The sequence below is a fragment of the Alteromonas oceanisediminis genome (assembly GCF_018474025.1).
In the GTDB taxonomy this organism is placed as follows: domain Bacteria; phylum Pseudomonadota; class Gammaproteobacteria; order Enterobacterales; family Alteromonadaceae; genus Alteromonas_E; species Alteromonas_E oceanisediminis.
Genome location: NZ_JAHCTA010000001.1, coordinates 211,914 through 235,543, shown reverse-complemented (window position 1 = coordinate 235,543; position 23,630 = coordinate 211,914). Strand labels below are relative to the sequence as shown.

The window sequence follows — 23,630 nt, the reverse complement described above, 5'->3', positions numbered from 1 at the left end:
ACAAATAGGACATTGAATGAATTCTCATTTTCTAGATTTTGAGCAGCCGATTGCTGAGCTAGAAGCAAAAATAAAAGAGTTGCGCTTAGTGAATCAAGACGGGGAGTTCGATGTAAGCATCGAAGAAGAAATTACCCGTCTGCAAGAGAAAAACGTTGAGCTTACCAAAAAGATTTTCTCAAACTTGGGGGCATGGCAAATATCACAGCTTGCACGTCACCCCAATCGGCCCTACACGTTCGATTATGTGCAACGTATCCTGAGTGAGTTTCAGGAATTGGCTGGTGACAGGACCTATGCAGATGATAAAGCGATTGTAGGGGGCTTAGCAGAACTCGATGGTCAGCCCCTGATGGTCATTGGCCACCAAAAAGGCCGCGACACGAAAGAAAAAATCCGTCGTAACTTTGGTATGCCAAAACCAGAAGGTTACCGTAAAGCGCTGCGTTTAATGAAATTGGCTGAGCGATTCAATCTTCCTATCATTACCTTCATTGATACGCCTGGGGCCTATCCTGGGGTCGGCGCTGAAGAGCGAGGGCAAAGCGAAGCCATTGCCCGGAATCTTAAAGAAATGGCCGAACTCACTGTCCCCGTGATTTGCACAGTGATTGGTGAAGGCGGTTCTGGCGGGGCATTGGCTATTGGTGTGGGCGACAGAGTCAACATGATGCAATACAGCACCTATTCGGTCATTTCACCTGAAGGATGCGCGTCCATTTTGTGGAAGAGTGCCGAAAAGGCGCCAATCGCGGCAGAAGCTATGGGCGTAAGCGCCCAGCAAATTCACGAGTTAGGTTTAATTAACACGATAATTGACGAGCCACTGGGTGGAGCGCATCGCGATATGGACAGTGCGGCTGCCAATTTGAAAGCCACCATCAAACAGCAGTTGTCACAGTTGCAGTCGCTCAGCACTGAGGATTTGTTGGAACAGCGCTATGAGCGTCTAATGTCCTTTGGCTACTGCTGATTGGGTTGAACTGACGGAACGATTGTTGGATGAGCACTGTCAACAATCGTGCCTCTACATCGGCTGTTCCGGTGGTCTTGATAGTATGGTGCTGCTCGACCTGGTCGTCACTTGGCAGCGTCGTCAGGAGCATGCGCCTGAGATCCACATTGTCCATGTAAACCATGGCCTCAGCGGTAACGCTAAATTCTGGGAACAGTGCGTGAAAGCCGCTTCCCGGCGTTACGATGTTCACTGTCACCTTTGTTCAGTCACGGTTAATCACCAGCCGCGGCACAGTCTTGAAGCGGCTGCCCGTGACGCGCGATACGCGGCTTTTTTTGACACCATCCCAAGCAACAGCACGTTATTACTCGCTCATCATCTAGATGATCAGGTGGAAACCGTTCTCCTGCGCCTATTGCGAGGCAGTGGTCCCAGCGGCTTAGCCGCTATGGCAACGCACACTGAGCGCCGCCAAGGCGGCTCTGTGATTGCGATTGTTCGACCCTTGCTCGGGCACGCCAAAACAAAACTGCAGTCTTACGCCATTCAGAACAAGCTGGATTGGGTTGACGATGAGTCGAATGACGACATGGGTTTCGACCGCAATTTTTTGCGTCACAAGGTGATCGACACGATGGCAGCCCATTGGCATGACCGGTGGCCGGGTATGCAAAATGCGATAGCGCGCAGTGCATCGCTGTGTGCGCAACAGCAAACGGCACTGACTACCTTGCTGAATGCGACGTTAACCGCCGTTCGTAGTGGCCGATATACCTTAGTCAAATCAGCTGTACGCGCACAAACGCCAGAAGTCAGTGCTGAATTACTCAGGCATTGGCTGAGTGATTTGGATATGTCGATGCCTAGCCATGTGGTGATGCAGACTTTACGTGCGGCACTGCACAGCCGTCACGATGCCTCCCCCGTGGTTTGCTGGGCAGAGCACGAAATACGAGTGCATGGCGACACGGTATATGCGTTACCCAATGGGTATACACCAGGATTGCTAGCCAGTGAGCTTGTGGCTGAGGAGCCTGTGCACTTGCAAACAGCGGTAGGCCTAATCAAAACGCTAACGCTGCATGTAACAGCAAAAGGGGCGGAACTTACCTTAACTAATGGGAGCATTCAACGTAGCGTAGTGCTACCTCATGTCGAGGGTCAAAAAAGCCTGCAACTGAGGAACGAATTGTCTCAGTTCAGTGTGAGATTCAACGCGAGCCAACCGCCCAGAGGCTTACACCGATTCTTCAAAGAGTGGGATATTGCCCCTTGGCATCGCGCAAACATTGTGGGTGTCTGGCATAACGACAGGTTGCAGGCGTTGATTTTGGATACTGACATTAAAGTTGTGGTCGCGTAACTGGCACTGGATAGTAGTGGCTAAGCTGACACAGGGTGTGCATTACCAGGGCAGCCCTACGTTACGTCACATGCCTGCGAAGCGCTACACGCATTCAACGCACCAAAATTCGGACCGTGGGTAGCAAAACGCGTTATAGGATCACCACGTTATTTTTAGCATCTGCCTTCACCTGATAAACCGCTGTATCAGCACGTTCAAACAAGCTGGCACCGCTTTCGTCGGGGATCGCAAGTGTGCCACCAATGCTTGCAGTGATACCCTGCGATAACAACACGGACTCTGCAGCAATACCCGCACGAATGCGTTGCGCGACAGATTCTAGTTGCTCAATCGACACACTATTCAGTAAACAACAGAATTCGTCGCCGCCAAAACGAAAGGCGATATCTTCGTCGCGCAATATTAACTGTAACTGATTGGCAACGCGGATAAGTGCTTTATCACCTTCAAGATGACCTTGCTGGTCATTGAGTTGTTTAAAATTGTCTAAATCAATCACCAGTAAACCAAACGGAATATCGTGACGTTGAGCTTGGCTGAAAAAGCGCAATAACTGTTGTTCAAACTCGGCGCGATTGCCTAAACCGGTTAAAGCGTCACGCGTGGCTTGAAGCTGAAGCTTGCGGTACGAGAGCGCATGCAACAGTGGCACACAAAAGTGCGTGTGCAACTCGTGCAACAAGTGCTGTTCGCGCAACGTGATCAATCGCTGAAAATGATAATGAATCGTGTGAGCCAGAGGCGGCTTATGCGCCGATGCAGCCGTTGTTTGCAATGAGACTATATGTTCACGTGAAGCATGACTGCCGCTAACAAACTGCCTGTCTTCTGCGGCAAAAGTTAGCCCCTTCAACGGTAGCTTTCCGGCAAGGTACTGATAATAATTCTGGCTTAATTCTTCCACATCAATGGTCGACAGCATCAAGCTTAAAAACGCATTATACTCGGCAGGATTAATCATCGGTTGGCCGAAACTTATCGCGTCGCTGTGCGACAGACCGCGAGTCGCAAAGCCGCTGACATCAGCAATAGGTTCTGAAGTAGATAAGTAATCCAAAGTTTGCTCCTTACTGGCGGCGTTTAATTTGTGAATTAACGCGAATTGCCCTATTCTCAAAGTGACACTTTTTTGACCAAAACCGGCTGGATCTGCCGTTCCTAATCACTTTTACCGATTTAAGCAAAAATAGCGCCAGAGTGATTCCCCGAGCGATATTGCGACACGTTACCGGAGTCTTTGTTTGTGAATACGATGTTAGTTCAAGTTATCGGATTAATGGCGATTGCGGTGGGGCTGGTATGGTCGTTCAAACGCTTGGGGTTGCCGCCAATTCTGGCTTATCTGGTCGCAGGCGTTGTTGCTGGGCCTGAGTTGATGAATCTTTTTGCTCACCCTGAACAAATGCACCTTCTGGCTGAAATAGGCATCGTATTTCTACTCTTTTCCCTCGGTCTTGAATTTTCGTTACCCAAGCTCGTTGCCATGCGACACATGGTATTTGGTGTCGGCACGGGACAAGTGTTGCTGACTGCCGTCGCATTCGGCTTTCTCGCCTATTTCGTCGGCATGAGTATGAATGCTGCCATCGTTATCGGTGGTATTGCCGCGTTGTCATCCACCGCCATCGTGATCAAGCAGGTGTCTGAAATGGGTATATTGCAAAACCAACGCACGCAAATGGCTATCAGCGTGTTGCTGTTTCAAGATTTGGCAGTCGTACCGTTTTTAATTGCTATCCCTTTGATGGCCAGTGATGTCGAAACGTCATTGATTGTGGCGATGGGCGTCGCGCTGTTCAAGGGGGTTATCGTCGTCACTGTATTGCTAGCCGCGGGGAAATGGCTGTTGCCGCATGTCTTTAGAGAGGTCGCCAGTGCCCGTACCGATGAGCTTTTTGTACTCACCACTATCGTGGTCGCTCTCATGGCTGCCGGGTTCACTTACGCTTTTGGCCTATCAATGGCTTTAGGGGCATTCTTAGCGGGAATGATGTTAAGTGAAAGCCAATATCGATATCAGTTAGAAGCCGATATTCGTCCGTTCCGAGACATTCTCATGGGCCTGTTCTTCGCAACGGTTGGTATGCAGTTGAAGCTTGATATTTTGGCGACACAACTACACTGGATCATACTCATGACGCTGATCCTGATGCTCGCCAAGGTGCTTTTAATGCAGGCGGCGGCGTTCATTTGCGGGTTTGCGTCAAGTGATAGCTGGGCTGCGGCGATCAAGCTCTGTCAAATGGGCGAATTTAGTTTTGTATTAGCAGCGCTGGCAGTGACCTATGGGGTACTGGATCCAAGGGAGTCATCGCTGCTGCTCAGCGTGGGTATCCTCAGCATGGCGTGCACACCGTTTTTAATCAGCCGAAGTCAGCAGATCGCCAGTCAACTGAGCCAGCGCAATCTGGTGAGTCACCTGAGCGCTAATCATGCACAAAACTGCGATACTTCATCCATGGTGGGCCACGTGGTGCTGGTCGGATTTGGCCGAGTGGGTCAATCGGCAGTTCGTATGTTAAAGCTTGAAGGGATTCAGTTTGTCGTCATCGACTATGACCCAATCCGTGTGCAAGAGAGCCGGGGCGCCGGCGAATCGATCCTTTTTGGTGATGCAGCGCAAAAAGATATTTTGCGTAGTGCCGCGACGCACAATGCAAAACTCATGTTGATTACGTTTGATCAGCCCGATAAGGCCGCAAAAGTCATCGGTGTAGCGAAGCAGATGCAGCCTGCATTAGACATCATCGTGCGAGCGCGCAAGGATAAACAACTGGATGACCTATACAGCGCCGGCGCAACTCAGGTAGTGCCTGAATTACAGGAAGGAAGTCTCATGCTCATTTCGCAAGTAATGCATTACTCGGGCGTTCCCATGTCGAGAATTTTGAAGCGCGTTAGGGCCGAACGCAAAGGTCGTTACGATCACATGCACGGGTTTTACCCCGGCGAGACCACCGAAATAAACCATGATACGCAGGATAAACTTGAGTTTATTCACGCCGTTATCGTGAGCACGCGAGCGTACGCTGTCGGTAAAACGCTCGCGCAATTAGATTTGGCGCGCAGCCGTGTCACACTGAAAGGGCTTAGACGACATCAACAAGAAGTCGAGGATCCACAACCAGAACACATCATTGAAGCAGGAGATGTGTTGGTCATCTCCGGTAAACCCCGCCGAGTGGAGCGTGCGGAACGCCACATACTCGAGGGTCATTAAGCCCCTAAGTTTTTATAGGCTACGCAGCTCTGCCTGAATCTTTGGCCAGATCATCAAATTGACGATTCAAATCGTATTTTTCATCAGTAACAATTTTTTCCAGTGTTTCCACGCGATCTTGCAATTGCGCCACTTTAGCCATCAGTTCATCCGCTTCTGCTTTTGACAGACCGCCATTGCTTTTCTTCGTCCATTTTTTGTTTTCAGCAATAGTCACAATAGTCCAGCAAATGATGGCTACAATAACAATGGTCATGGTGGTGCCGCTCATAGTGTTTCCCTCTTAATGATTACAGTGTGCTGTTGCGCCGTTGATCAGTTGTTGAGTTTAGCGCGAACTCGATATTTTGCACGTTCTACGTTCGTGCTATCTTAGTTGTATAATAGCAATCTACTGACCAATTTTAAAAATCCAATAAAATCAAATGTATAAAGATTTCTGATGGTGCGACATGGTCAAAATAACCAATCCGGTTGGTGAAAAACATTAATGAATAACGAGTTTCAAAATCATCACGATGACTGGATGCGGTCGGCCATTGCATTAGCCCAAAAGGCTGAGCAGGCCAACGAAATACCGGTGGGTGCCATTGTGGTCAAACAGGGTGAGATCATCGGGCAGGGGTGGAATCAGCCCATTCAAACCCACAATCCTGCCGCGCATGCCGAAGTGCTCGCTCTGCAACAAGCTGCGCATCACTTACGTAACTATCGAACGGTAGACACGACCCTGTACGTTACACTAGAGCCCTGCGCTATGTGCGCGGGCCTAATAGTGCATGCACGAGTGACCACCGTGGTATTTGGCGCATTTGATGCCAAAACCGGGGCGGCTGGAAGTGTGATGAATGTGCTGCAACATCCTTCGCTGAATCATCAGGTAAACATTATCGGCGGGGTATTAGAGCAGGAGTGCAGTCAGTTGTTATCGGATTTTTTTAAACGTCGGCGAGCTGAAAAAAAGGCGCTAAAAACACGATTGCAGTGACACAAGCGTGCGCGCTAGCAGGCAACTGGCCATTGTTCGGCAAGTTCCGTGCGGATAAATTCTCGGCGGCGTTGCAGTATCTTTTTGTGATTGCGCTTCAGCATCAGTAAGCGGCGCGTATTGTTAGTGCGTAGTTTTGGTTTACGCAATATTCTTGCTTTCTTCATTAGTCTCCTCGACATATCAGTCGGTTTTAGCAGAATAGTCAAGTCATCTTCAAGCCACATATGGGGCCGTCGAAATCACTTTCCAATCTTAGGCTGCTGTATAGACCATCAGTACGAACAAATAGTTTCGTTTGGATCGTTTTCTCACGCGAAAGCGGCGCGACGATTTGATGCCAACACATCAGTTTTAGGCTCGCAGATAAACACTGTTGAGCAAAAACGGTGATGAAGTACTTCAATTGAGAGGCATCGAACGCTGCGCTATCGGTCGGGTAGATCAATGTGACAACGCAGGCGGTGTCGTCTAGTTGTTTAATTCTGGCGGCGCGATCGAAAAGCTTTGTTGCTCATCCAACCACAACAGCGTGTCGTAATATCGACGAATGTTCTCGACGTAATCTACAGCTTCATTGCCTCGTGCATAACCGTACTTCGTGGTGCTGTAGTATCGTTTTTGGCGTAATTTAGGCAAATGTTGCTTAACGTCGATCCACAAGTCTGGGTTTCCGCCAAAGCGCTGTGTCAGTACTCGCGCATCTTCTAAATGACCCAAGCCAATGTTATAGGCTGCCATTGCCAGCCATATCTTATCGGGCTCCTGTATACGCGCTGGCACCCGCCGAAGTAGACTGGCGAAATACTGCGCGCCGCCACGAATACTTTCCTCTGGATTCAGTCGAGACTTCACGCCCATGTCTTTTGCGGTAGCGCGGGTTAACATCATCAGGCCGCGCACGCCCGTGGGTGAGGTGGCTTTGGGGTTCCAATGACTTTCCTGATAGCTCATCGCTGCCAACAGGCGCCAGTCAATATCGGCAGAATGCTGCTTAAATAAAGGAATGAGCGGCGGGAGTTTTTTCTGCGCAGATTGGATAAACACACGCGTGTCGACGTAGTCAAAGTTTTGCACATGCCCAAAATACTTATCTTCCAAGATCGCAAAACTGCCGTCTTCCCGAATATTGCCAAAGTATTCGATCAACGCGGCGCGTAGCCCATCATCGCCTTGGTCATTGACCGCCCAGCCAATCCCTTGCTCTTCAACCAAGGTAAAACCCACGCTAATCTCAGGGTAACGGCGTCGAACCACGGCCAAAATGGTCGAATCAGCAACGGTGTAGTCTAATTCGCCCTGCGCCACAAGTTCGAGCAGTTCTTCGGCGTCGCGTTCATCGGTTTCCTGCCAGCGCAAGGTGTCGGGTAGTTCCGCACGAGCAAGTGCTTCAGCGTGGCTGCTCCCTTTAACAACCAACATATTACCGTTGAGCTGAGAGACATCGCGAGGGCGTTCGCCGCCCTGAAGAAAAACGATTTTTAAGCTGACATCCTGATAGGCTGGGCCGAACACGAACTGTGCTTTGCGTTCCGGCGTCATACTGATGCCGGCGGCAATGATATCGATGTGATGTTGGCCTAGTTGTAAAAACAAATCGTTTAGCGAGTAGTAAGGGTACACTTCCAGTGCGACGCCTAAATGATCGGCAAACCCTTTCGCCAATTCATATTCAAACCCCTCAGGACCAACAATACCGTTATAATAGGTTGTTCTTCCGTAGTTTGTGCCAACTTTGAGTACGCCGTCTTCGAGCACACGTTCTAAAGATGATTGTGGCCGTTGCTGTGAACAACCTACTAGAAGTACACACAGCAAAACTACAATGGCCAGCGAAGTCACTGAGCGGTTGAGCATTGAAATTTTTCGTATCCTCTATCAATCCGTACTTATCAACAAACCGTGGATCGGCTATACTCCGCGCAAATTTTACCGTTGTTAATATCAGAGAAAGCACTCTATGTTAGTACTGCGCGGTGCACCAGCACTTTCCGATTTTAGAATTCAAAAACTCAGTGAGCAACTGGCATCATCGGGTTTAAATGTAACATCTTTATACGCCGAGTATGTGCATTTAATCGATTGTTCTGATGCACTGTCGGATAAACATTCAAATGTATTGCAGCAGCTATTAACCTACGGCCCGGCCAAAGAGTCACAATCACCGCAGGGCACGTGCTTTTTCGTGACACCGCGTGCGGGCACTATTTCGCCGTGGTCATCGAAAGCAACGGATATCGCACGCAATTGCGGCTTGGGTTCAATCAAGCGAATAGAACGCGGATGCGCATATTACATCACGTTTGAACATACGTTAAGTGATGAGCAGCTTCATCAGGCGGCTGCCGTGCTTCACGATCGAATGACTGAGATGGTGCATGCAGATATTCAGGCCGCTCAGTGTTTGTTTACTTCCATGGAGCCAGCACCACTCGCAAGTGTTGATATTCACGGGCAGGGAAAGCAAGCGTTGATCGATGCCGATCAGCGCATGGGGCTGGCTTTGGCAGACGACGAGATTGATTATCTGTTTGAAAGCTTTTCCGCGCTGGGACGAAACCCCAACGACATTGAATTGTATATGTTTGCTCAAGCCAATTCTGAGCATTGTCGGCATAAGATTTTTAATGCCGATTGGACCATCGATGGCAAAGATCAACCTAAATCACTGTTCAAAATGATCAAAAACACCTTTGAGGTGTTACCAGACTTTGTCACTTCAGCGTACAAAGACAATGCGGCTGTTATGCACGGCTGGTCTGCGGGTCGATTCTTTCCTGATCCTGAATCACGGGAATACCACTTTCACCACGAAGAAATCGATATCTTGATGAAAGTTGAAACACATAACCACCCGACGGCGATATCTCCTTTTGCAGGCGCGGCGACAGGATCAGGCGGTGAAATTCGTGACGAAGGCGCGACAGGGAGAGGGTCTAAACCTAAAGCGGGGTTAGTTGGCTTTAGCGTGTCTAACTTGTCTATTCCTGGTTTTGAGCATCCCTGGGAAGTCAATTACGGTAAACCTTCACGCATTGTGAGTGCGCTCGACATTATGATTGACGGGCCACTGGGTGGCGCCGCGTTTAACAATGAGTTTGGTCGGCCTAATCTCCTCGGTTACTTCAGAACGTTTGAACAGCAAGTCGACAGCTTCAACGGTATTGAAGTGCGCGGTTACCACAAACCGATCATGTTGGCTGGTGGTTTAGGTAATATTCGCCGACAGCATACCCAAAAAGGTGAAATCACCGTGGGTGCAAAGCTGATTGCGTTGGGCGGCCCGGCAATGAATATTGGTCTTGGCGGTGGTGCTGCGTCGTCAATGGCTTCTGGGCAGTCGAGTGAAGACCTTGATTTTGCTTCTGTGCAACGTGATAACCCTGAAATGGAGCGCCGCTGTCAGGAAGTCATTGACGCGTGTTGGCAATTGGGAGAAAACAACCCGATCCAGTTTATCCACGACGTAGGTGCGGGTGGGTTATCCAATGCATTTCCCGAGTTGGTGAATGATGGTGAGCGCGGTGGGCAATTTGAATTACGTAATGTGCCCAACGACGAGCGCGGCATGTCGCCACTTGAAATTTGGTGCAATGAATCTCAAGAGCGCTATGTTCTGGCAGTCGCCCCTGAAAATCTGGACTTGTTCACACAGATTTGCGCGCGGGAACGCGCGCAGTTTGCCGTAGTGGGAGAAGCCACTGAAACGCGTCACCTGACGTTAACTGATAACTATTTTGATAACAAACCGATTGACATGCCGCTGTCGGTTTTGTTGGGCAAACCGCCCAAAATGCATCGTGATGTTACACGTCGAGAAGCACCACAAAGCACCTTTACATACCAGCATATTGACCCGAATGAAGCTGCAATGCGTTTACTCAGCTTACCCACGATCGCGGAAAAAACCTTTTTAATTACCATCGGTGACCGGTCAGTGACGGGTATGGTGAGTCGCGACCAAATGGTGGGGCCGTGGCAAATTCCAGTGGCTGATGTTGCGGTAACAACCAGCGCATTTGATACCTACACCGGTGAAGCGATGTCGATGGGCGAGCGCCCGCCACTGGCGTTGCTGAATCATGGCGCCTCGGCGCGGATGGCGGTTGCAGAAGCATTAACAAATATTGCCGCAAGCGATATTGGTGATATTCGCCGGATTAAACTCTCAGCAAACTGGATGGCCGCAGCCGGACACCCCGGCGAAGATGCCGGTTTGTACGAAGCTGTGAAGGCCGTGGGTGAAGAGTTGTGCCCTGCATTGGGATTAACCATTCCGGTTGGCAAAGACTCGATGTCGATGAAAACCCAATGGCAAGACGGCGATGAAACGAAAACCGTCACATCGCCCCTGTCGCTGGTTATTACTGCATTCGGCGCAGTTAAAGATGTGCGTAAAACCCTGACTCCGCAACTGCGCACAGATAAAGGCGCGAGTACGTTGTTACTGTTGGATATCAGCGGTGGAAAGCAACGCCTTGGCGGAAGTTGCTTTGCTCAGGTTTATTCTGAGTTGGGTAACATGCCAGTCGACATTGATGATCCAAAAACACTCGGTGATAGTTTTGGTGCGTTGCAAATGATTGTTAACCAGCAACTGGCGCTGGCCTATCATGACCGCTCAGATGGTGGGGTGTTCACCACCTTGGTAGAAATGGCTTTTGCAGGAAAAACGGGCATCGATGTTAACATCCCGTCAGAGGATGTTAACGCTTGGTTGTTTAACGAGGAAGCCGGCGCTGTGTTGCAGGTTGCTGACGAACACCTGAAACAGGTGATGGATATTTTTGCTCAGTTCGGTTTGGCCACCCATGTAAGTCGCGTGGGCAACCTCAACATCACCGACACCATTCGATTTTCGCAAGGGGAGTCAACCGTTATTGAACATCCTCGCTCTGTGTTACGCACCCAGTGGGCGCAAACCACGCATCAGATGCAGAGTTTACGCGACAATCCAGAGTGTGCGAAGGAAGAGCTCGCCATCAAAGCAGACGACTCAGATCCTGGTTTACATGCCGCACTGAGTTTCGATGTGAACGAAGATATTGCTGCTCCCTATATCGCAAAAGGGGTCAGGCCTCGCGTTGCCATATTGCGCGAGCAAGGCGTTAATTCGCATGTTGAGATGGCAGCGGCTTTTGACCGGGCAGGTTTTAGCGCGATTGATGTACACATGAGCGACATACTGAGTGGCAAAGCGTTGCTGCGAGATTTCAATGGTTTGGTCGCCTGTGGTGGTTTCAGTTACGGTGACGTTCTCGGTGCGGGAGAAGGTTGGGCGAAATCGGTGCTTTTCAATCAGCGCGCCCGCGATGAATTTGCTGGTTTCTTCGCGCGTCAGCAGACGTTCTCGCTCGGCGTGTGTAACGGTTGTCAGATGATGTCTAATTTGAAATCTCTGATTCCAGGAGCCGAACACTGGCCCCATTTTGTGACTAATCGTTCAGAACGATTTGAGGCCCGCGCCGCCATGGTTGAAGTCATGCCTTCTGCATCGGTGTTCTTTGCCCAAATGGCGGGCTCACGTATGCCCATCGCTGTGTCGCATGGTGAGGGGCGCGCAGAGTTTACCGCCAATAACCAATTAAGCGCGTTGCAGTCGGTTCAACAGGTCAGTTTACGCTACGTTGATAACTACGGCCGCCCCACCGAACAGTATCCGGCCAATCCAAACGGTTCGGCAGCAGGTGTGACTGGCTTCACCAGCACGGATGGTCGTGCCACTATCATGATGCCTCATCCCGAACGTGTGTTCCGCGCTGTAACCAACTCGTGGCGCCCGGATGACTGGCAAGAGGATAGCCCATGGATGCGTATGTTCAGGAATGCACGCGCGTTTGTCGGCTAATGATTGATGTATAACGTGGCGCAAATGACAGGGTCTTGACTTTTTTGTCAAAAAATTGTCATGCGCCCATTGTCATTTGCTAAGCATTTGATATACGATAAGTAATTAATCATGGATTGGTGCAAACGTGGATCGGACACCTATGATCATTCTGTACGTCATGTAGCGCTGTAAAGGCTTATTTTGTGCAGGCAGTAAAGACAGTTTTCAAACAATAAGAGACGAATATGAATCGTTCAGGTCGAGGCTTCGGATTAACCGGTGTTGCTATTGCGGTCGCAGTGATGATTATTACCGCAGTATTTAGCACCTCTGCGCGTACTGCACCTATTGAAGACGCTCCGCTCATCAGCTCGCTGAATCATTGAATTAGTCTGTTTATTTGCCGCGTTTAAATAAGCGTTCTCTATTCATTTGCTTCTGATCAGAGTGCTTTTTTAACAGCACGTAGCTGGCCGAGAAGCTACCATGTTGACGTTGCGCTGAGTGCAACGCAATCACCCATTCAAGTTCCTGACACCATTGGTAAACATAACTTTTTAGCAGTGCCGGTATGGGTTTGCTAAGCTCGCCTCGCCCATGTTTGACCAATACAACGCGCACCCCCTGTTGATGCAAATCGCTGGTTTTCTGAAATAGCACCCTGCGAGCTTCCTCTAATGGGATGCGCTGCAAATCGATGACGCCTTCAAGAGGATACTTTGCTAATCGCAGGTTCTTAAACACGCCCTCTTGAATGCCCGGTTTTTTATAACTAAGCATATCGTCAGGTTTAACGGCGCTGCGCAGTGACAAACTCAGGGGATTAGCATCATTTTCCTGTCGCTGCGTGATTGAGGCACGTTTTAACTGTTTAGCCAGCAAGTCCGTATCTCTGCGCTGAGATTTTAAATCGACGGTAGTCTTGTCATCCAGTGGTGTTATTTCATCGAGTTCTTCCCCCAAAGCGTCTGCAAATGAAAAAGGCTCAGGGGGTGATTGGCGATGACTCATGCGCTGTATACTCCTCAGTGATGCGCCGATATTGCCCTATCGAACGACGGTTTTGTGCTTCCCATTCAGGTATCAATTCTTTTACGGTTAGGTGCATTATTCCGATCGATCCCTGATTTTAGACAGTGAGGACGTACTATGAGAATTCAAGTGTTCAGGCTGCGTATCTTGGCGCTCGTTTCAGCATCTAAAGGGATTGCGACGGCGATGGCCATTTATTTAGCCCCTGCGAGTAAGGAAGAGCGCCCAAGATTGGGTGGCTATTTTGACAAGGTCGCCTAAGTCGGATCAGTCGTATTAGCCTTAGACATTTGTCCTTCGCGCTGCATTTGTTCGCGTAGCAGGGAGGGGAGTGTGCCAAACATAATCTTGAATTGTCGGCTGAAATAACTGTGTTCTGAGAATCCACACTGGTAGGCAATTTCGACGATAGGTAGTTTGGTTTCGATCAGCATTCGACGCGCATTTTCTAAGCGGATTTCATTAATGAACTGTTTCGGCGTCTTACTCAGGTGTTTTTTGAAGCGTCTTTCCAGCGCACTGACTGATAAAAATGACAACTTGGCCAAATCGTCAATGGTGATATCTCGATGATAATTCTCCCGAACAAATTCAACAGGTGCCTTAATCGCCTCAATACTGGAAAGCGCTTGTGAGGTTTGTTCAAGATGATGCGTAAACCCATAAGTACCAATAATCTCACCTTGTTGGTTATGCAGCGGGCGTTTCGAAGTGGAATACCAACCAAACTCACCTGAAGACAGCATATTAAGCTCAATACGATTGGTAACGGTTGCGCCTTCCATCACTTTTTGATCGTCCATCGTATACTGACGCGCGAGATGAGGTGGCGAAATCGCATAATCCGTTCTGCCCATAACTTTGGAGAGACAACGCATGCCGCTATGGTCGATGAAAACCTGATTAGCATGAATGAAACGATGCTGGTCGTCTTTTATCCAAAACAGTGTATTGGGCACTAAATCAAACATTTTGATCAGCTCGTCGACACCGACGCGAGCCAACATATCCAATGCTTCAGCGCGGGATTCTATACTCATGGCGGGTCTCAATAATAGACTTTCATTTTTATATTACGCCGAAAATGTTGCATATGAAACCGATTTTGTATTAACGCTATATTTGCAATCTTCGTACTATCATCACAATTAATTTACAAAATAAATTTGTAAGTGTTGTCGAAATTTAACAAAAAATCAGTTTCGACGTTACTGAGGCCAAACTTTGACTAAGATGACACGTAAAATTCGCATGGGCATGGTAGGTGGAGGTGATGGCGCTTTTATTGGCGACGTTCACCGGATGGCTGCACGCCTAGACGGCAAGGTTGAACTCGTATGTGGAGCGTTCAGTTCTAACGCGTCACGTTCGGCCACTTTTGGTCGCTCACTGGGACTCGAAGAAACACGGTGTTATCCGGATTTTAACACGATGTTTACAATTGAGGCGGCGCTCCCGTCTGAGAGTCGAATGGAATTCGTCGCCATCGTAACGCCGAATCATTTACATTTTCCAATAGCCAAAGATGCGTTGGAAAGTGGCTTTCATGTACTCTCCGATAAACCGGCGACGCTGACTCTAAATGAGGCGCTATCACTCAAGAGTATCATTGAGAACACGGGCAAGCGCTATGGCCTGACACACACCTATTTAGGCTATCCCATGATTAAGCAGGCTCAGGCGCTGGTGAAGCAAGGCCGTTTGGGCAAAATCACCAAAGTGCTGGCTGAATATCAGCAAGGCTGGCTCGCTGATAAAGGTGCAGAAACCGGCAAGCAAGCAAGTTGGCGACTGGATCCCAGTCGTGCCGGTGTCAGTTGCTGCATGGGTGATATTGGTGTGCACGCTGCTAATTTAATGGAAAACGTCAGCGGTTTGAAAGTCACCCAACTGTGTTCAGACTTGGCAACAACCGTAGAAGGTCGCCAATTAGATGACGACGGGACGGTGTTGCTGCGCTTTGATAATGGTGCCCGTGGCACCCTATTGGCGAGCCAGGTTGCTACCGGGGAAGAGAACAATCTGACCTTACGGGTATATGGTGAAAAAGCCAGTCTGTCGTGGCAACAACAGGAACCTAATAGCTTGTGGCTGAAGTTTAACGATCAGCCAGCGCAATGCTTTCGCACCGGCGTAGGCCAACTTGATGAGTCTGCGCAGCGCTTCACTCGCACGCCAGCCGGTCACCCCGAAGGGTATCTGGAAGCCTTTGCGAATATCTACAGCCAATTTGCCGAGGCGCTTCTGGGCGATACGCCTATGTCTTCACCCGGCATCGACGACGCAATCAGGGGTATGGCCTTCATCGAGAATGCGGTTGCGGCAAGTCGCTCGAACCAGAAGTGGCATCCGTTTATCATCAGCCAGTCGCCGTTACACAATGAAGAGAACATATGAAACACATTAAAGGTCCCGGCATCTTTCTGGCACAGTTTGCCAGTGACGATGCACCATTCAATAGTTTAGACAGTATCTGCAAATGGGCTGCGAGTCTGGGTTTTAAGGGTATTCAGGTTCCCTCGTGGGACAAGCGCTTTATGGATCTGGAAAAAGCCGCGGGTAGTGCGCAATATTGTTCCGAACTGATTGATATTGCCGGTCAGCACGGCATCACGATTACTGAGCTGTCGACCCACTTACAGGGGCAGCTCATTGCTGTACACCCTACTTACGATTCCATGTTCGACGGTTTTGCACCCGATCACGTGAAAGGCAACTCCTCTGCTCGCACGGCGTGGGCCAATCAGCAAATGCACTGGGCGGCTGCCGCGAGCAAAAATCTCGGCTTAACCGCGCATGCCAGTTTTTCTGGTGCGTTATTGTGGCCGACCATGTACCCCTGGCCGCAGCGCCCTGCGGGATTAGTGGAAACCGGTTTTTCTGAGCTAGCCAAGCGCTGGTTACCCATCTTAAATGCGTTTGACGAGAACGGCGTAGACCTATGTTATGAACTGCACCCTGGTGAAGATTTACATGATGGCGTGACGTTTGAACGTTTCCTTGAGGCAACCGGAAACCACGTTCGCGCCAACATATTGTATGACCCCAGTCATTTCGTGCTTCAGCAGTTGGACTATCTGGCATTTATCGATATCTATCACGAACGAATTCGAGCGTTTCATGTAAAGGATGCTGAGTTTATTCCATCGGGCCGTTGTGGCGTGTATGGGGGCTATGAACCATGGCTTAATCGGCCGGGGCGGTTTCGCTCGCTGGGTGATGGGCAAATCGACTTCTCGCAAGTATTTAGCAAGCTTACACAGTACGATTTTGATGGCTGGGCGGTGATGGAATGGGAATGCTGTATGAAACATCCGCTTGATGGCGCAGCCGAGGGCGCTCCATTTATCGCTAATCACCTTATCAGGCCAACGGACAAAGCGTTCGATGATTTTGCTGGCGGTGATGCTGATGAAGCCGCTAATCGTCGCACGCTTGGGTTATCAGGAGAATGAGCATGTTAAATCAAAACCACGCCTCTCGCGTATTTGTGCTGTGTTGTGTGGCGCTCACCGTAACGTCTATGACCTTTGCGATCCGGGCCGGTATTTTAGGTGAATTGGGTGGGCAGTATGGCTTGTCGGCCACCCAACTTGGCTGGGTAAACGCTATGGCGTTTCTCGGATTCCCTTTGGCCACCATGTTCGGCGGAGTGTTATACAACGCGATGGGCGCAAAGCGCCTGATCAGTTTGGCATTTGTCTGCCATCTACTGGGATTAGTATTAACTATTTACTCGGGTGGCTTCTGGGGGTTGTTGATATCAACATTCTTGATTGGCTTCGCAAATGGCTCGGTTGAAGCAGGCTGCAACCCTTTGATTGCTGAAGTCTACAAAGACAATAAAACAACCATGTTGAACAAGTTTCATGTGTGGTTCCCAGGCGGTATCGTGATTGGGGCATTGATTTCTAATGCGATGACGGGGATGGGATTAGGCTGGCAGCTTCAGGTGGCCGTGATCATTGCGCCAACGCTGGTGTACGGATACCTGCTGCTGACTAGCCGCTTTCCTGAATTTGACCGCGCAGAGCACTCTACCATTAATAACGTTAAACATCTGTTTTCTCCACTTTACTTATTCTTAGTGGCCTGTATGACGCTCACCGCGACGACCGAGCTGGGCACGCAGCAGTGGATACAGGATATCTTAGGGGCTTCAGGCGCATCGCCCATGTTAATTCTGGCGTTGATGACCGGCATCATGGCTGTCGGTCGCTTCTACGCGGGCCCACTTATCCATCGGGTCAACCCGACCGGGGTACTCATTGGTTCAGCCCTATTTGCGGCGTTGGGGATGTTTCTTATGAGTCAGGTGTCAGGCAATCTAATCTACCTTGCAGCCATTCTCTTTGCGTTAGGTGTCACCTACTTCTGGCCAACCATGTTGGGGTGTGTGTCTGAATACACACCGAAAACCGGCGCATTGGGTCTCTCGCTTATTGGTGGCGCAGGCATGTTTGCCGTGAGTTTATGGAACCCTATCATCGGCTCATGGATTGACGGCGCCAGCGCTGATGCTCAGGCATTGAATTTGCCTGCTGAACAAGTGCAGATACTTGCCGGTCAAGCAGTCCTGCAAAATCTGATCATTTTTCCATGTCTGCTGATTATTGCCTTTGTAACCTTGCATTTTGTGATTAAACGCCGTCGACTCAATCGCGTCGACGAAGGCGCTGCAGGTAGTACGTTATGAGACACCCCAATCGAGCAGGTCAGGACTTTGCAACCGAGTCGCAATTCAACATAACGCGCCGTCACTTCATTAAGCGGCTCAGTTCTATCGTGGGTGGTAGCAGCGCGATCGCACTAGCCGGTACAAGCCAAGTGGCGCTGGCCTATTCGCCGCGCAAAGACTCGGCTTCGCAGGCCGGTAAGGTGCTCAGTAAAGCACAGATGAAAACGCTCAGTGGGGTTTGCGCTGCGGTATTGCCGCGTACTGACACACCCAGTGCGGCAGATCTTGACTGTCATGGCTTCATTGACCATCAACTAGCGGCTTGTTACGAGGCATCAGAACACCAAGCTGTGCGCGCCTCATTAGATGCGATTGACGCTTATGCGCAAAAACACTCACAGCGGGCTTTCCACACGCTCGTGAATGCTGAGCGGCAAGCCATTCTACGTAAAATTGAAAAACGCAATGGGTTTAGCGAGGTTCAAAAAGCACAATTTACCTTTGTTAAAGAGTTGCTGCTGTTTGGCTACTTCACCAGTGAAGTAGGAGCAACTGAAGCGCTGGCTTACCAAGCGGTTCCCGGTGGTTATAAAGGGTCAACCCCTGTCACTGAGGATACCAAGGCTTGGGGCTCGATGAATTATTATTAGGCAGTGAATATGCAAGCGTCAGAATTATTTTTAAAAGAAGCTCAGCAGACTTTCGACGTGATTGTCGTTGGTTCAGGTATCAGCGGTGGCTGGGCGGCCAAAGAGTTTACTGAACGCGGGTTCAAAACGCTGATGATTGAGCGCGGTCGTAAGGTTGAACATCGCAAAGATTATCCGACTGAGGGCAAAGGCCCGTGGCAGTTTCCTCAGCGGCAGAAGGTAGACAATCTGTTGATTGAAGAGCAGTACAAGGTCCAGTCAAAAAGTTATGCGTTTAACGATGCCACTAAACATTTCTTTGGAAACGATCGCGACTTGCCGTACTCAACGGAAGACGGTACAGACTTTCGATGGTTTCGCGGTAATCAATTGGGCGGTAAGTCACTTACGTGGCATCGCCAATCTTACCGCATGAGCGAGTTTGATCTGAACGCCAATAAAGCTGACGGGCACGGTAATGATTGGCCCATTCGCTACGCTGATCTCGCACCCTGGTACAGCTACGTCGAAAAGCACGCTGGGATTTCGGGTAACACTGACGGCCTTGCACAGTTGCCTGACAGTGAGTCGTTACCGCCTTTTGAAATGAATGCTGCGGAAGTGTCGATGCAAAAACAATTTGCTGAACACTACCCTGACAGGCCCATGATCATTGGGCGTTGTGCACATCTTTCACAAACAACGGACTATCACCTGCAGCATGGTCGTATCACCTGCCAAGCCCGAGATGAGTGTCAGAAAGGCTGTTCATTTGGTGCGTATTTCTCAACACAAAGTTCTACCCTCCCATTAGCTGTGGCCACGGGTAACCTATCCATTGCGGTCGACAGCATTGTGCACAGCCTGATCTACGACGAGGCTTCGAATCGTGTAAAAGGCGTGCGGATTATTGACAACAACGATTTAAGCACACGCGAGTACTTTGCCAACGTGGTGTTTCTGTGTGCATCAACATTGGGGTCGACGCAGGTATTGCTCAATTCTACCAGCAAACGTTTTCCGAATGGACTGGCAAACAGCTCAGGCGTTCTTGGACGCTATTTCATGGACCACAACTACAATGCACGTAGCGGCGGGATTTTGCCCGGATTTGAAGATGAATACTATTCCGGTCGACGCCCCACCGGTATCTATGTTCCAAATTTTCAGTATGAACCTTCGCGTTATAAAAAGCATTACGCTCGTGGCTACGCGTTAGGCGGAAGCGCAAACCGAGGCAGTTGGAAAGGCGCTCACAATCGTGATGGCATTGGTGCAGATTACAAGAATAGCTTAACCACACCCGGTGATTGGTATTTTGGTTTTTATGCGCAAGGCGAGATGTTACCCCGATTTGACAATCAGGTAACCCTGCATCCTAGCAAGAAAGATAAGTGGGGAATGCCACAATTGCACTTCAACGTGAGTTGGTCAGATAACGAGCGGCTGATGATGGAAGACTGTGCCGAGGAGTGTGAAAAAATGCTCAAGAAAGCCGGTTTGCAGTATGTCTCCAGCGAAGTGAGCTTGGATGAGAATCCACCCGGATCGGCCATCCATGAGTTGGGAACTGCGCGTATGGGGCGGGACCGCAAAGACTCAGTACTGAATGGATTTAATCAAACTCATGACATTCCCAACCTATTTGTGACTGACGGGTCAGCATTTTGCTCTTCGGCGACGGTGAACCCGTCGCTGACTTTCATGGCGCTGACGGTCAGGGCAGTCGACTACTGTGCGAATGAGATGAAACAACGACGAATATAACGATTTCGACTCGAAACAGAGCGAAACACTGAGCGAGCCGCAAGACCCGCTCGCCAAAAAACAGCAGGACCACGAGGACACTATGAAAACAATAAAGCAAGCATCGGCTATGCCCAATATGCGATTCAAATATTCGCTTCTGGCGTCGGCAATGCTGGGGTTGTCTACCAGCGCCGTTTACGCTCAGGAAACCGACGTACCGCCAGCGGAAGAGGATGAAGTTGAAATCATCGATGTCCGTGGCACACGCGCCGATCTTTACAACGCTCAGAATATCAAACGATTTAGCGAGACCGTGGTTGACGCACTCGATGCATCGGATATTGGCGGTTTCCCTGACCGCTCGGTACTTGAGGCTATCTCGCGCTTGCCTGGTGTCACCATGGGGCGCTTTGCCGCACCCAATGACCCGGACCACTTCGGTACGGAGGGCAGCGGCCTAGTGATCCGAGGTCTAACGCAAGTACGCAGCGAATTTAACGGACGCGACAGCTTTACGGCTAACTCTGGACGCGGCTTGAGTTTTCAGGATGTACCACCTGAGTTGATGGGGTCAGTCGAAGTGTTTAAAAACAGCACTGCCGATATGATCGAGGGTGGCATCTCCGGCACGGTTAACTTAGTGACGCGCAAGCCTTTCGATAATGACGGGCAGATGATCGCGTTTTCAGTCGATGCAACCTACGCTGATTTCATTGACGCAGTGACACCGACGTTCTCAGCTTTGTACAGCAACACCTACACAAATGATAACGGTAAGTTTGGGGTACTGTTTAACGTATCGCACTCCGAATTAGAAGCTCAGTCTGACGGCGCGATGGTGGGCCAGTATCAGCCTCAAAACCTGATTGGTGATGGTTCTTTGTTTGTGCCAGAAGCTGCACGTTTAACTCGCAAGCGCGATGACAGAACCCGTTCAGGAGCCGCGGCGGTCATACAATGGCAAAGCCCTGATCGCACAATTAAAGCAACCGGTGAGTACATTCGTTCTGACTCGCAATTAGCATGGACTGAAAACGCCGTTGAAATGGATGATGGCGATAACCAAAACAACTTGCTGCCGGTGGAAGGTACAGAGTTTGATTTTGATTCAAATGGTTACTTTGAACGCGGGATTATCACCTCGACCGCTGGTTGGCGTGGCAACGAAGGCGACCGTACGCCTGGCGGAATTTTCGGTACGAACCACGTATTACAGGCACGCTATCGCGACGAGCAATCTCTCGTAGAAGACTTAAGTTTGAATGTGCAATACACACCAAACGATACCTGGGCTTTCAACGCCGACGTGCAGTACGTAGATGGTACTAACGACATTATCGACTTCTCGGTGATGGGCGCTACCGATGCCGTGGTTGGGTTAGATGTGAGTGGTTCGGGCAAGCCGAAAATTGATTACTACGATCCTAACTTTAATGGCGAAGCTGGGTACGCCAGAGACTCTAATCATTTTACCGATCCAAACACGACTTTCTTCCGCAGTGCGATGGACCATGTGTCACAAAATGAAGGGAATGAGATTGCCACACGTCTTGACGCCAAGTACACCTTTGATGACGGTGCGATCGAGAGCGTACAGTTTGGCGTGCGCTACGCCAAACGTGACCAGACAACGCGCCAATCAACCTATAACTGGGGTGTGCTGTCCGAGGCATGGACCGGAGTAACTTGGTTTGATTCAGAGTTGGGATCGCAGGTACCGCAGGAAATCGTGAGCTTCGATAACTTCGGTCGCGGCGGTATCTTAGATGTTGACGGCGGCAATCAGTTCCTGTTTCCTGCGATGTCGATCGCGCAAAACTATCGCAATGCTGGCAGCGTATTGGGACCCATCAGTAATGGTTGGCAACCACTGGCGCAGCGTGACGGTGTCATTGAAGGCACGGATTTCTTACCCAATGAGATTAACGAAACCACGGAAACGAATACTGCGGCTTACCTGAAGTTCAATTTCACCGGCGAGCTCGGCGATATGGATTACTCGGGTAACTTTGGCGTGCGTTATGTGAAGTTAGAAAATGAGACGGAAGGGTTCGTTGTCTTCCCTGATAACACCATTGACGGGCCTACCGATAACGATTTGCTGTTACCGGCTGATCAGCGTGCGTTTGGCGATGCGGGTTCATTCGAAACCACATCGACGGATGACTATAATAAGCTTCTGCCCAGTTTCAACGTAAAATTAAACCTTACTGATGAATTGCTGATGCGCTTTAGTTTCTCTGAAGCCATTGCATTGCCAGAGTTAGGATTGCTGCGCAACTATGTGTCTATTCAGGAGCAAGATCGTGTCACTGTGGTCGGCCCTGATATCGACGGTGACGGTCAGCCAGACCCCATTTCATCAGAGATTGGTCGTTACACAGCAGAATCGGGTAACCCATTCCTTAAGCCGATGGAATCAACCAACTATGACCTCACGCTAGAATGGTATTTTGCGCCCGTTGGCTCGTTAACCGCCTCGCTGTTTTACAAGGATTTGAAGAACTACTTTATCAGCGGTACGCGAAATCAGGAATTCACCAATAATGGTGCGACTCAAACGGTTGAAGTGGCAAGCCCACTGAACGGTGATGAAGGTAAAATTCAGGGTTTCGAACTGGCCTATCAGCAATTCTTTGACACCTTGCCAGCGCCATTTGATGGAATTGGTGTTCAGGCAAACTATACTTACGTCGATGAAGAGGGGTCGCCCAATGCGGGCTTATCCTCGGATAATAGTAACCCTAACGCGAACGCGAATTTTGCTTTTGAAGGGCTACCGTTAGAAGGGTTGTCGCAAGACAATTATAATCTGGTGTTGTTGTACGAAAAGTACGGTTGGAATGCTCGGATGGCTTACAACTGGCGTTCAGCGTACCTGTTGACGACGCAAGACGTTATCACCACTTTGCCGATTTTCAATGAAGATATAGGCTTTCTGGATGCATCTGTATTTTATGATGTGACTGAAAACCTAAAGATTGGCTTGCAGGGGAGTAACCTGACGGATGAAACCACGCGCACTGCCATGCAGGTTGATCAAGAGGGCAATCGTCGGCTACGAGGCGCGTTTGTAAACGACCGACGCATTAGTTTTATTGTTCGCGGCGTGTTTTAAGCGGTAGGTGCACAGGCTGAAGTCTTTTGTCCCAAAGGCTTCAGTCTGTTGTGCTGTTGATA

19 protein-coding genes are annotated in these 23,630 nt (G+C 49.7%); 13 read left to right on the top strand and 6 right to left on the bottom strand.

Features of this window, described 5'->3' with window-relative positions:
• Positions 1 to 16 precede the first annotated feature (16 nt).
• Both accA and tilS read left to right on the top strand, forming a co-directional pair.
• A complete protein-coding gene (accA, locus tag KIU71_RS01120) occupies positions 17 to 973 on the top strand; it encodes an acetyl-CoA carboxylase carboxyl transferase subunit alpha (protein ID WP_214129267.1) in 957 nt (318 codons plus the stop codon).
• Entirely contained in the window at positions 960 to 2,321 is a 1,362-nt protein-coding gene (tilS, locus tag KIU71_RS01115) for a tRNA lysidine(34) synthetase TilS (RefSeq protein ID WP_214129265.1), read from the top strand. The genes accA and tilS overlap by 14 nt, the downstream gene beginning before the upstream one ends.
• A 133-nt stretch (positions 2,322 to 2,454) precedes the next feature.
• Here tilS and KIU71_RS01110 read toward each other — a convergent pair whose 3' ends face one another.
• The gene (locus KIU71_RS01110; RefSeq protein ID WP_214129262.1) at positions 2,455 to 3,381 is read right to left on the bottom strand and encodes a GGDEF domain-containing protein; all 927 of its coding nucleotides are present in this window, start codon (positions 3,379 to 3,381) and stop codon (positions 2,455 to 2,457) included.
• Positions 3,382 to 3,567: 186 nt separating this feature from the next.
• Here KIU71_RS01110 and KIU71_RS01105 point away from each other — a divergent pair, with 186 nt between their 5' ends.
• Complete coding sequence (locus KIU71_RS01105; protein ID WP_390881752.1) at positions 3,568 to 5,544, top strand: cation:proton antiporter domain-containing protein; 1,977 nt, start codon at positions 3,568 to 3,570, stop codon at positions 5,542 to 5,544.
• A gap of 19 nt (positions 5,545 to 5,563) precedes the next feature.
• Here KIU71_RS01105 and KIU71_RS01100 read toward each other — a convergent pair whose 3' ends face one another.
• The gene (locus KIU71_RS01100; RefSeq protein WP_390881751.1) at positions 5,564 to 5,815 is read right to left on the bottom strand and encodes a hypothetical protein; all 252 of its coding nucleotides are present in this window, start codon (positions 5,813 to 5,815) and stop codon (positions 5,564 to 5,566) included.
• A 219-nt stretch (positions 5,816 to 6,034) separates the two neighbouring features.
• Between KIU71_RS01100 and tadA the strand changes: the two genes are divergently transcribed.
• Positions 6,035 to 6,532, top strand: coding sequence for a tRNA adenosine(34) deaminase TadA (tadA, locus tag KIU71_RS01095; RefSeq protein WP_214129261.1), 498 nt, complete (start codon positions 6,035 to 6,037; stop codon positions 6,530 to 6,532).
• A gap of 14 nt (positions 6,533 to 6,546) precedes the next feature.
• Here tadA and KIU71_RS01090 read toward each other — a convergent pair whose 3' ends face one another.
• Both KIU71_RS01090 and mltF read right to left on the bottom strand, forming a co-directional pair.
• Positions 6,547 to 6,699, bottom strand: a complete 153-nt coding sequence (locus tag KIU71_RS01090; RefSeq protein WP_214129259.1) for a hypothetical protein — start codon at positions 6,697 to 6,699, stop codon at positions 6,547 to 6,549.
• Positions 6,700 to 7,003: 304 nt separating this feature from the next.
• The gene (mltF, locus tag KIU71_RS01085) at positions 7,004 to 8,389 is read right to left on the bottom strand and encodes a membrane-bound lytic murein transglycosylase MltF (protein ID WP_214129257.1); all 1,386 of its coding nucleotides are present in this window, start codon (positions 8,387 to 8,389) and stop codon (positions 7,004 to 7,006) included.
• 103 nt (positions 8,390 to 8,492) lie between these two features.
• Here mltF and purL point away from each other — a divergent pair, with 103 nt between their 5' ends.
• Entirely contained in the window at positions 8,493 to 12,380 is a 3,888-nt protein-coding gene (purL, locus tag KIU71_RS01080; protein WP_214129255.1) for a phosphoribosylformylglycinamidine synthase, read from the top strand.
• A gap of 227 nt (positions 12,381 to 12,607) precedes the next feature.
• Positions 12,608 to 12,748 carry a hypothetical protein gene (locus KIU71_RS01075; protein ID WP_214129253.1) on the top strand — a complete coding sequence of 47 codons (141 nt, stop codon included), beginning with the start codon at positions 12,608 to 12,610 and terminating at the stop codon, positions 12,746 to 12,748.
• Positions 12,749 to 12,758: 10 nt separating this feature from the next.
• Here the strand turns inward: KIU71_RS01075 and smrA are convergent, their stop codons facing one another.
• Positions 12,759 to 13,373 (bottom strand): DNA endonuclease SmrA, encoded by a 615-nt coding sequence (gene smrA / locus KIU71_RS01070; protein ID WP_214129252.1) that lies wholly within the window; start codon positions 13,371 to 13,373, stop codon positions 12,759 to 12,761.
• A gap of 138 nt (positions 13,374 to 13,511) precedes the next feature.
• Here smrA and KIU71_RS01065 point away from each other — a divergent pair, with 138 nt between their 5' ends.
• Positions 13,512 to 13,655 carry a hypothetical protein gene (locus tag KIU71_RS01065; protein WP_214129250.1) on the top strand — a complete coding sequence of 48 codons (144 nt, stop codon included), beginning with the start codon at positions 13,512 to 13,514 and terminating at the stop codon, positions 13,653 to 13,655.
• On the opposite strand, the gene KIU71_RS01060 is transcribed toward KIU71_RS01065, so the two are convergent.
• Positions 13,652 to 14,434 carry an AraC family transcriptional regulator gene (locus KIU71_RS01060; RefSeq protein ID WP_214129247.1) on the bottom strand — a complete coding sequence of 261 codons (783 nt, stop codon included), beginning with the start codon at positions 14,432 to 14,434 and terminating at the stop codon, positions 13,652 to 13,654. The two genes, KIU71_RS01065 and KIU71_RS01060, sit on opposite strands and share 4 nt — an antisense overlap.
• Before the next feature lie 193 nt (positions 14,435 to 14,627).
• Here KIU71_RS01060 and KIU71_RS01055 point away from each other — a divergent pair, with 193 nt between their 5' ends.
• From KIU71_RS01055 to KIU71_RS01030, 6 genes are all read left to right on the top strand, one after another.
• On the top strand, positions 14,628 to 15,791 hold the full coding sequence (locus tag KIU71_RS01055; RefSeq protein WP_250207207.1) for a Gfo/Idh/MocA family protein: 1,164 nt from the start codon (positions 14,628 to 14,630) through the stop codon (positions 15,789 to 15,791).
• Positions 15,788 to 16,849 carry a sugar phosphate isomerase/epimerase family protein gene (locus KIU71_RS01050; protein WP_214129246.1) on the top strand — a complete coding sequence of 354 codons (1,062 nt, stop codon included), beginning with the start codon at positions 15,788 to 15,790 and terminating at the stop codon, positions 16,847 to 16,849. Before KIU71_RS01055 ends, KIU71_RS01050 begins: the two co-directional genes overlap by 4 nt.
• 2 nt (positions 16,850 to 16,851) lie before the next feature.
• Positions 16,852 to 18,090: an MFS transporter gene (locus tag KIU71_RS01045; RefSeq protein WP_214129245.1), complete on the top strand. Its 1,239-nt coding sequence runs from the start codon at positions 16,852 to 16,854 to the stop codon at positions 18,088 to 18,090.
• Entirely contained in the window at positions 18,087 to 18,722 is a 636-nt protein-coding gene (locus tag KIU71_RS01040; protein ID WP_214129244.1) for a gluconate 2-dehydrogenase subunit 3 family protein, read from the top strand. Before KIU71_RS01045 ends, KIU71_RS01040 begins: the two co-directional genes overlap by 4 nt.
• A 9-nt stretch (positions 18,723 to 18,731) precedes the next feature.
• Entirely contained in the window at positions 18,732 to 20,468 is a 1,737-nt protein-coding gene (locus KIU71_RS01035) for a GMC oxidoreductase (RefSeq protein ID WP_214129243.1), read from the top strand.
• An 82-nt stretch (positions 20,469 to 20,550) separates the two neighbouring features.
• On the top strand, positions 20,551 to 23,568 hold the full coding sequence (locus tag KIU71_RS01030) for a TonB-dependent receptor (RefSeq protein WP_250207175.1): 3,018 nt from the start codon (positions 20,551 to 20,553) through the stop codon (positions 23,566 to 23,568).
• Positions 23,569 to 23,630: the final 62 nt, after the last annotated feature.

Bases quoted from the DNA above. Each gene is read 5' to 3' on its own strand.
- accA (WP_214129267.1), top strand. From the start codon at position 17: ATGAATTCTCATTTTCTAGATTTTGAGCAGCCGATTGCTGAGCTAGAA.
- KIU71_RS01100 (WP_390881751.1), bottom strand. From the start codon at position 5,815: ATGAGCGGCACCACCATGACCATTGTTATTGTAGCCATCATTTGCTGG.
- tadA (WP_214129261.1), top strand. From the start codon at position 6,035: ATGAATAACGAGTTTCAAAATCATCACGATGACTGGATGCGGTCGGCC.
- KIU71_RS01090 (WP_214129259.1), bottom strand. From the start codon at position 6,699: ATGAAGAAAGCAAGAATATTGCGTAAACCAAAACTACGCACTAACAAT.
- mltF (WP_214129257.1), bottom strand. From the start codon at position 8,389: ATGCTCAACCGCTCAGTGACTTCGCTGGCCATTGTAGTTTTGCTGTGT.
- purL (WP_214129255.1), top strand. From the start codon at position 8,493: ATGTTAGTACTGCGCGGTGCACCAGCACTTTCCGATTTTAGAATTCAA.
- KIU71_RS01075 (WP_214129253.1), top strand. From the start codon at position 12,608: ATGAATCGTTCAGGTCGAGGCTTCGGATTAACCGGTGTTGCTATTGCG.
- smrA (WP_214129252.1), bottom strand. From the start codon at position 13,373: ATGAGTCATCGCCAATCACCCCCTGAGCCTTTTTCATTTGCAGACGCT.
- KIU71_RS01065 (WP_214129250.1), top strand. From the start codon at position 13,512: ATGAGAATTCAAGTGTTCAGGCTGCGTATCTTGGCGCTCGTTTCAGCA.
- KIU71_RS01060 (WP_214129247.1), bottom strand. From the start codon at position 14,434: ATGAGTATAGAATCCCGCGCTGAAGCATTGGATATGTTGGCTCGCGTC.
- KIU71_RS01055 (WP_250207207.1), top strand. From the start codon at position 14,628: ATGACACGTAAAATTCGCATGGGCATGGTAGGTGGAGGTGATGGCGCT.
- KIU71_RS01050 (WP_214129246.1), top strand. From the start codon at position 15,788: ATGAAACACATTAAAGGTCCCGGCATCTTTCTGGCACAGTTTGCCAGT.
- KIU71_RS01045 (WP_214129245.1), top strand. From the start codon at position 16,852: ATGTTAAATCAAAACCACGCCTCTCGCGTATTTGTGCTGTGTTGTGTG.
- KIU71_RS01040 (WP_214129244.1), top strand. From the start codon at position 18,087: ATGAGACACCCCAATCGAGCAGGTCAGGACTTTGCAACCGAGTCGCAA.
- KIU71_RS01035 (WP_214129243.1), top strand. From the start codon at position 18,732: ATGCAAGCGTCAGAATTATTTTTAAAAGAAGCTCAGCAGACTTTCGAC.
- KIU71_RS01030 (WP_250207175.1), top strand. From the start codon at position 20,551: ATGAAAACAATAAAGCAAGCATCGGCTATGCCCAATATGCGATTCAAA.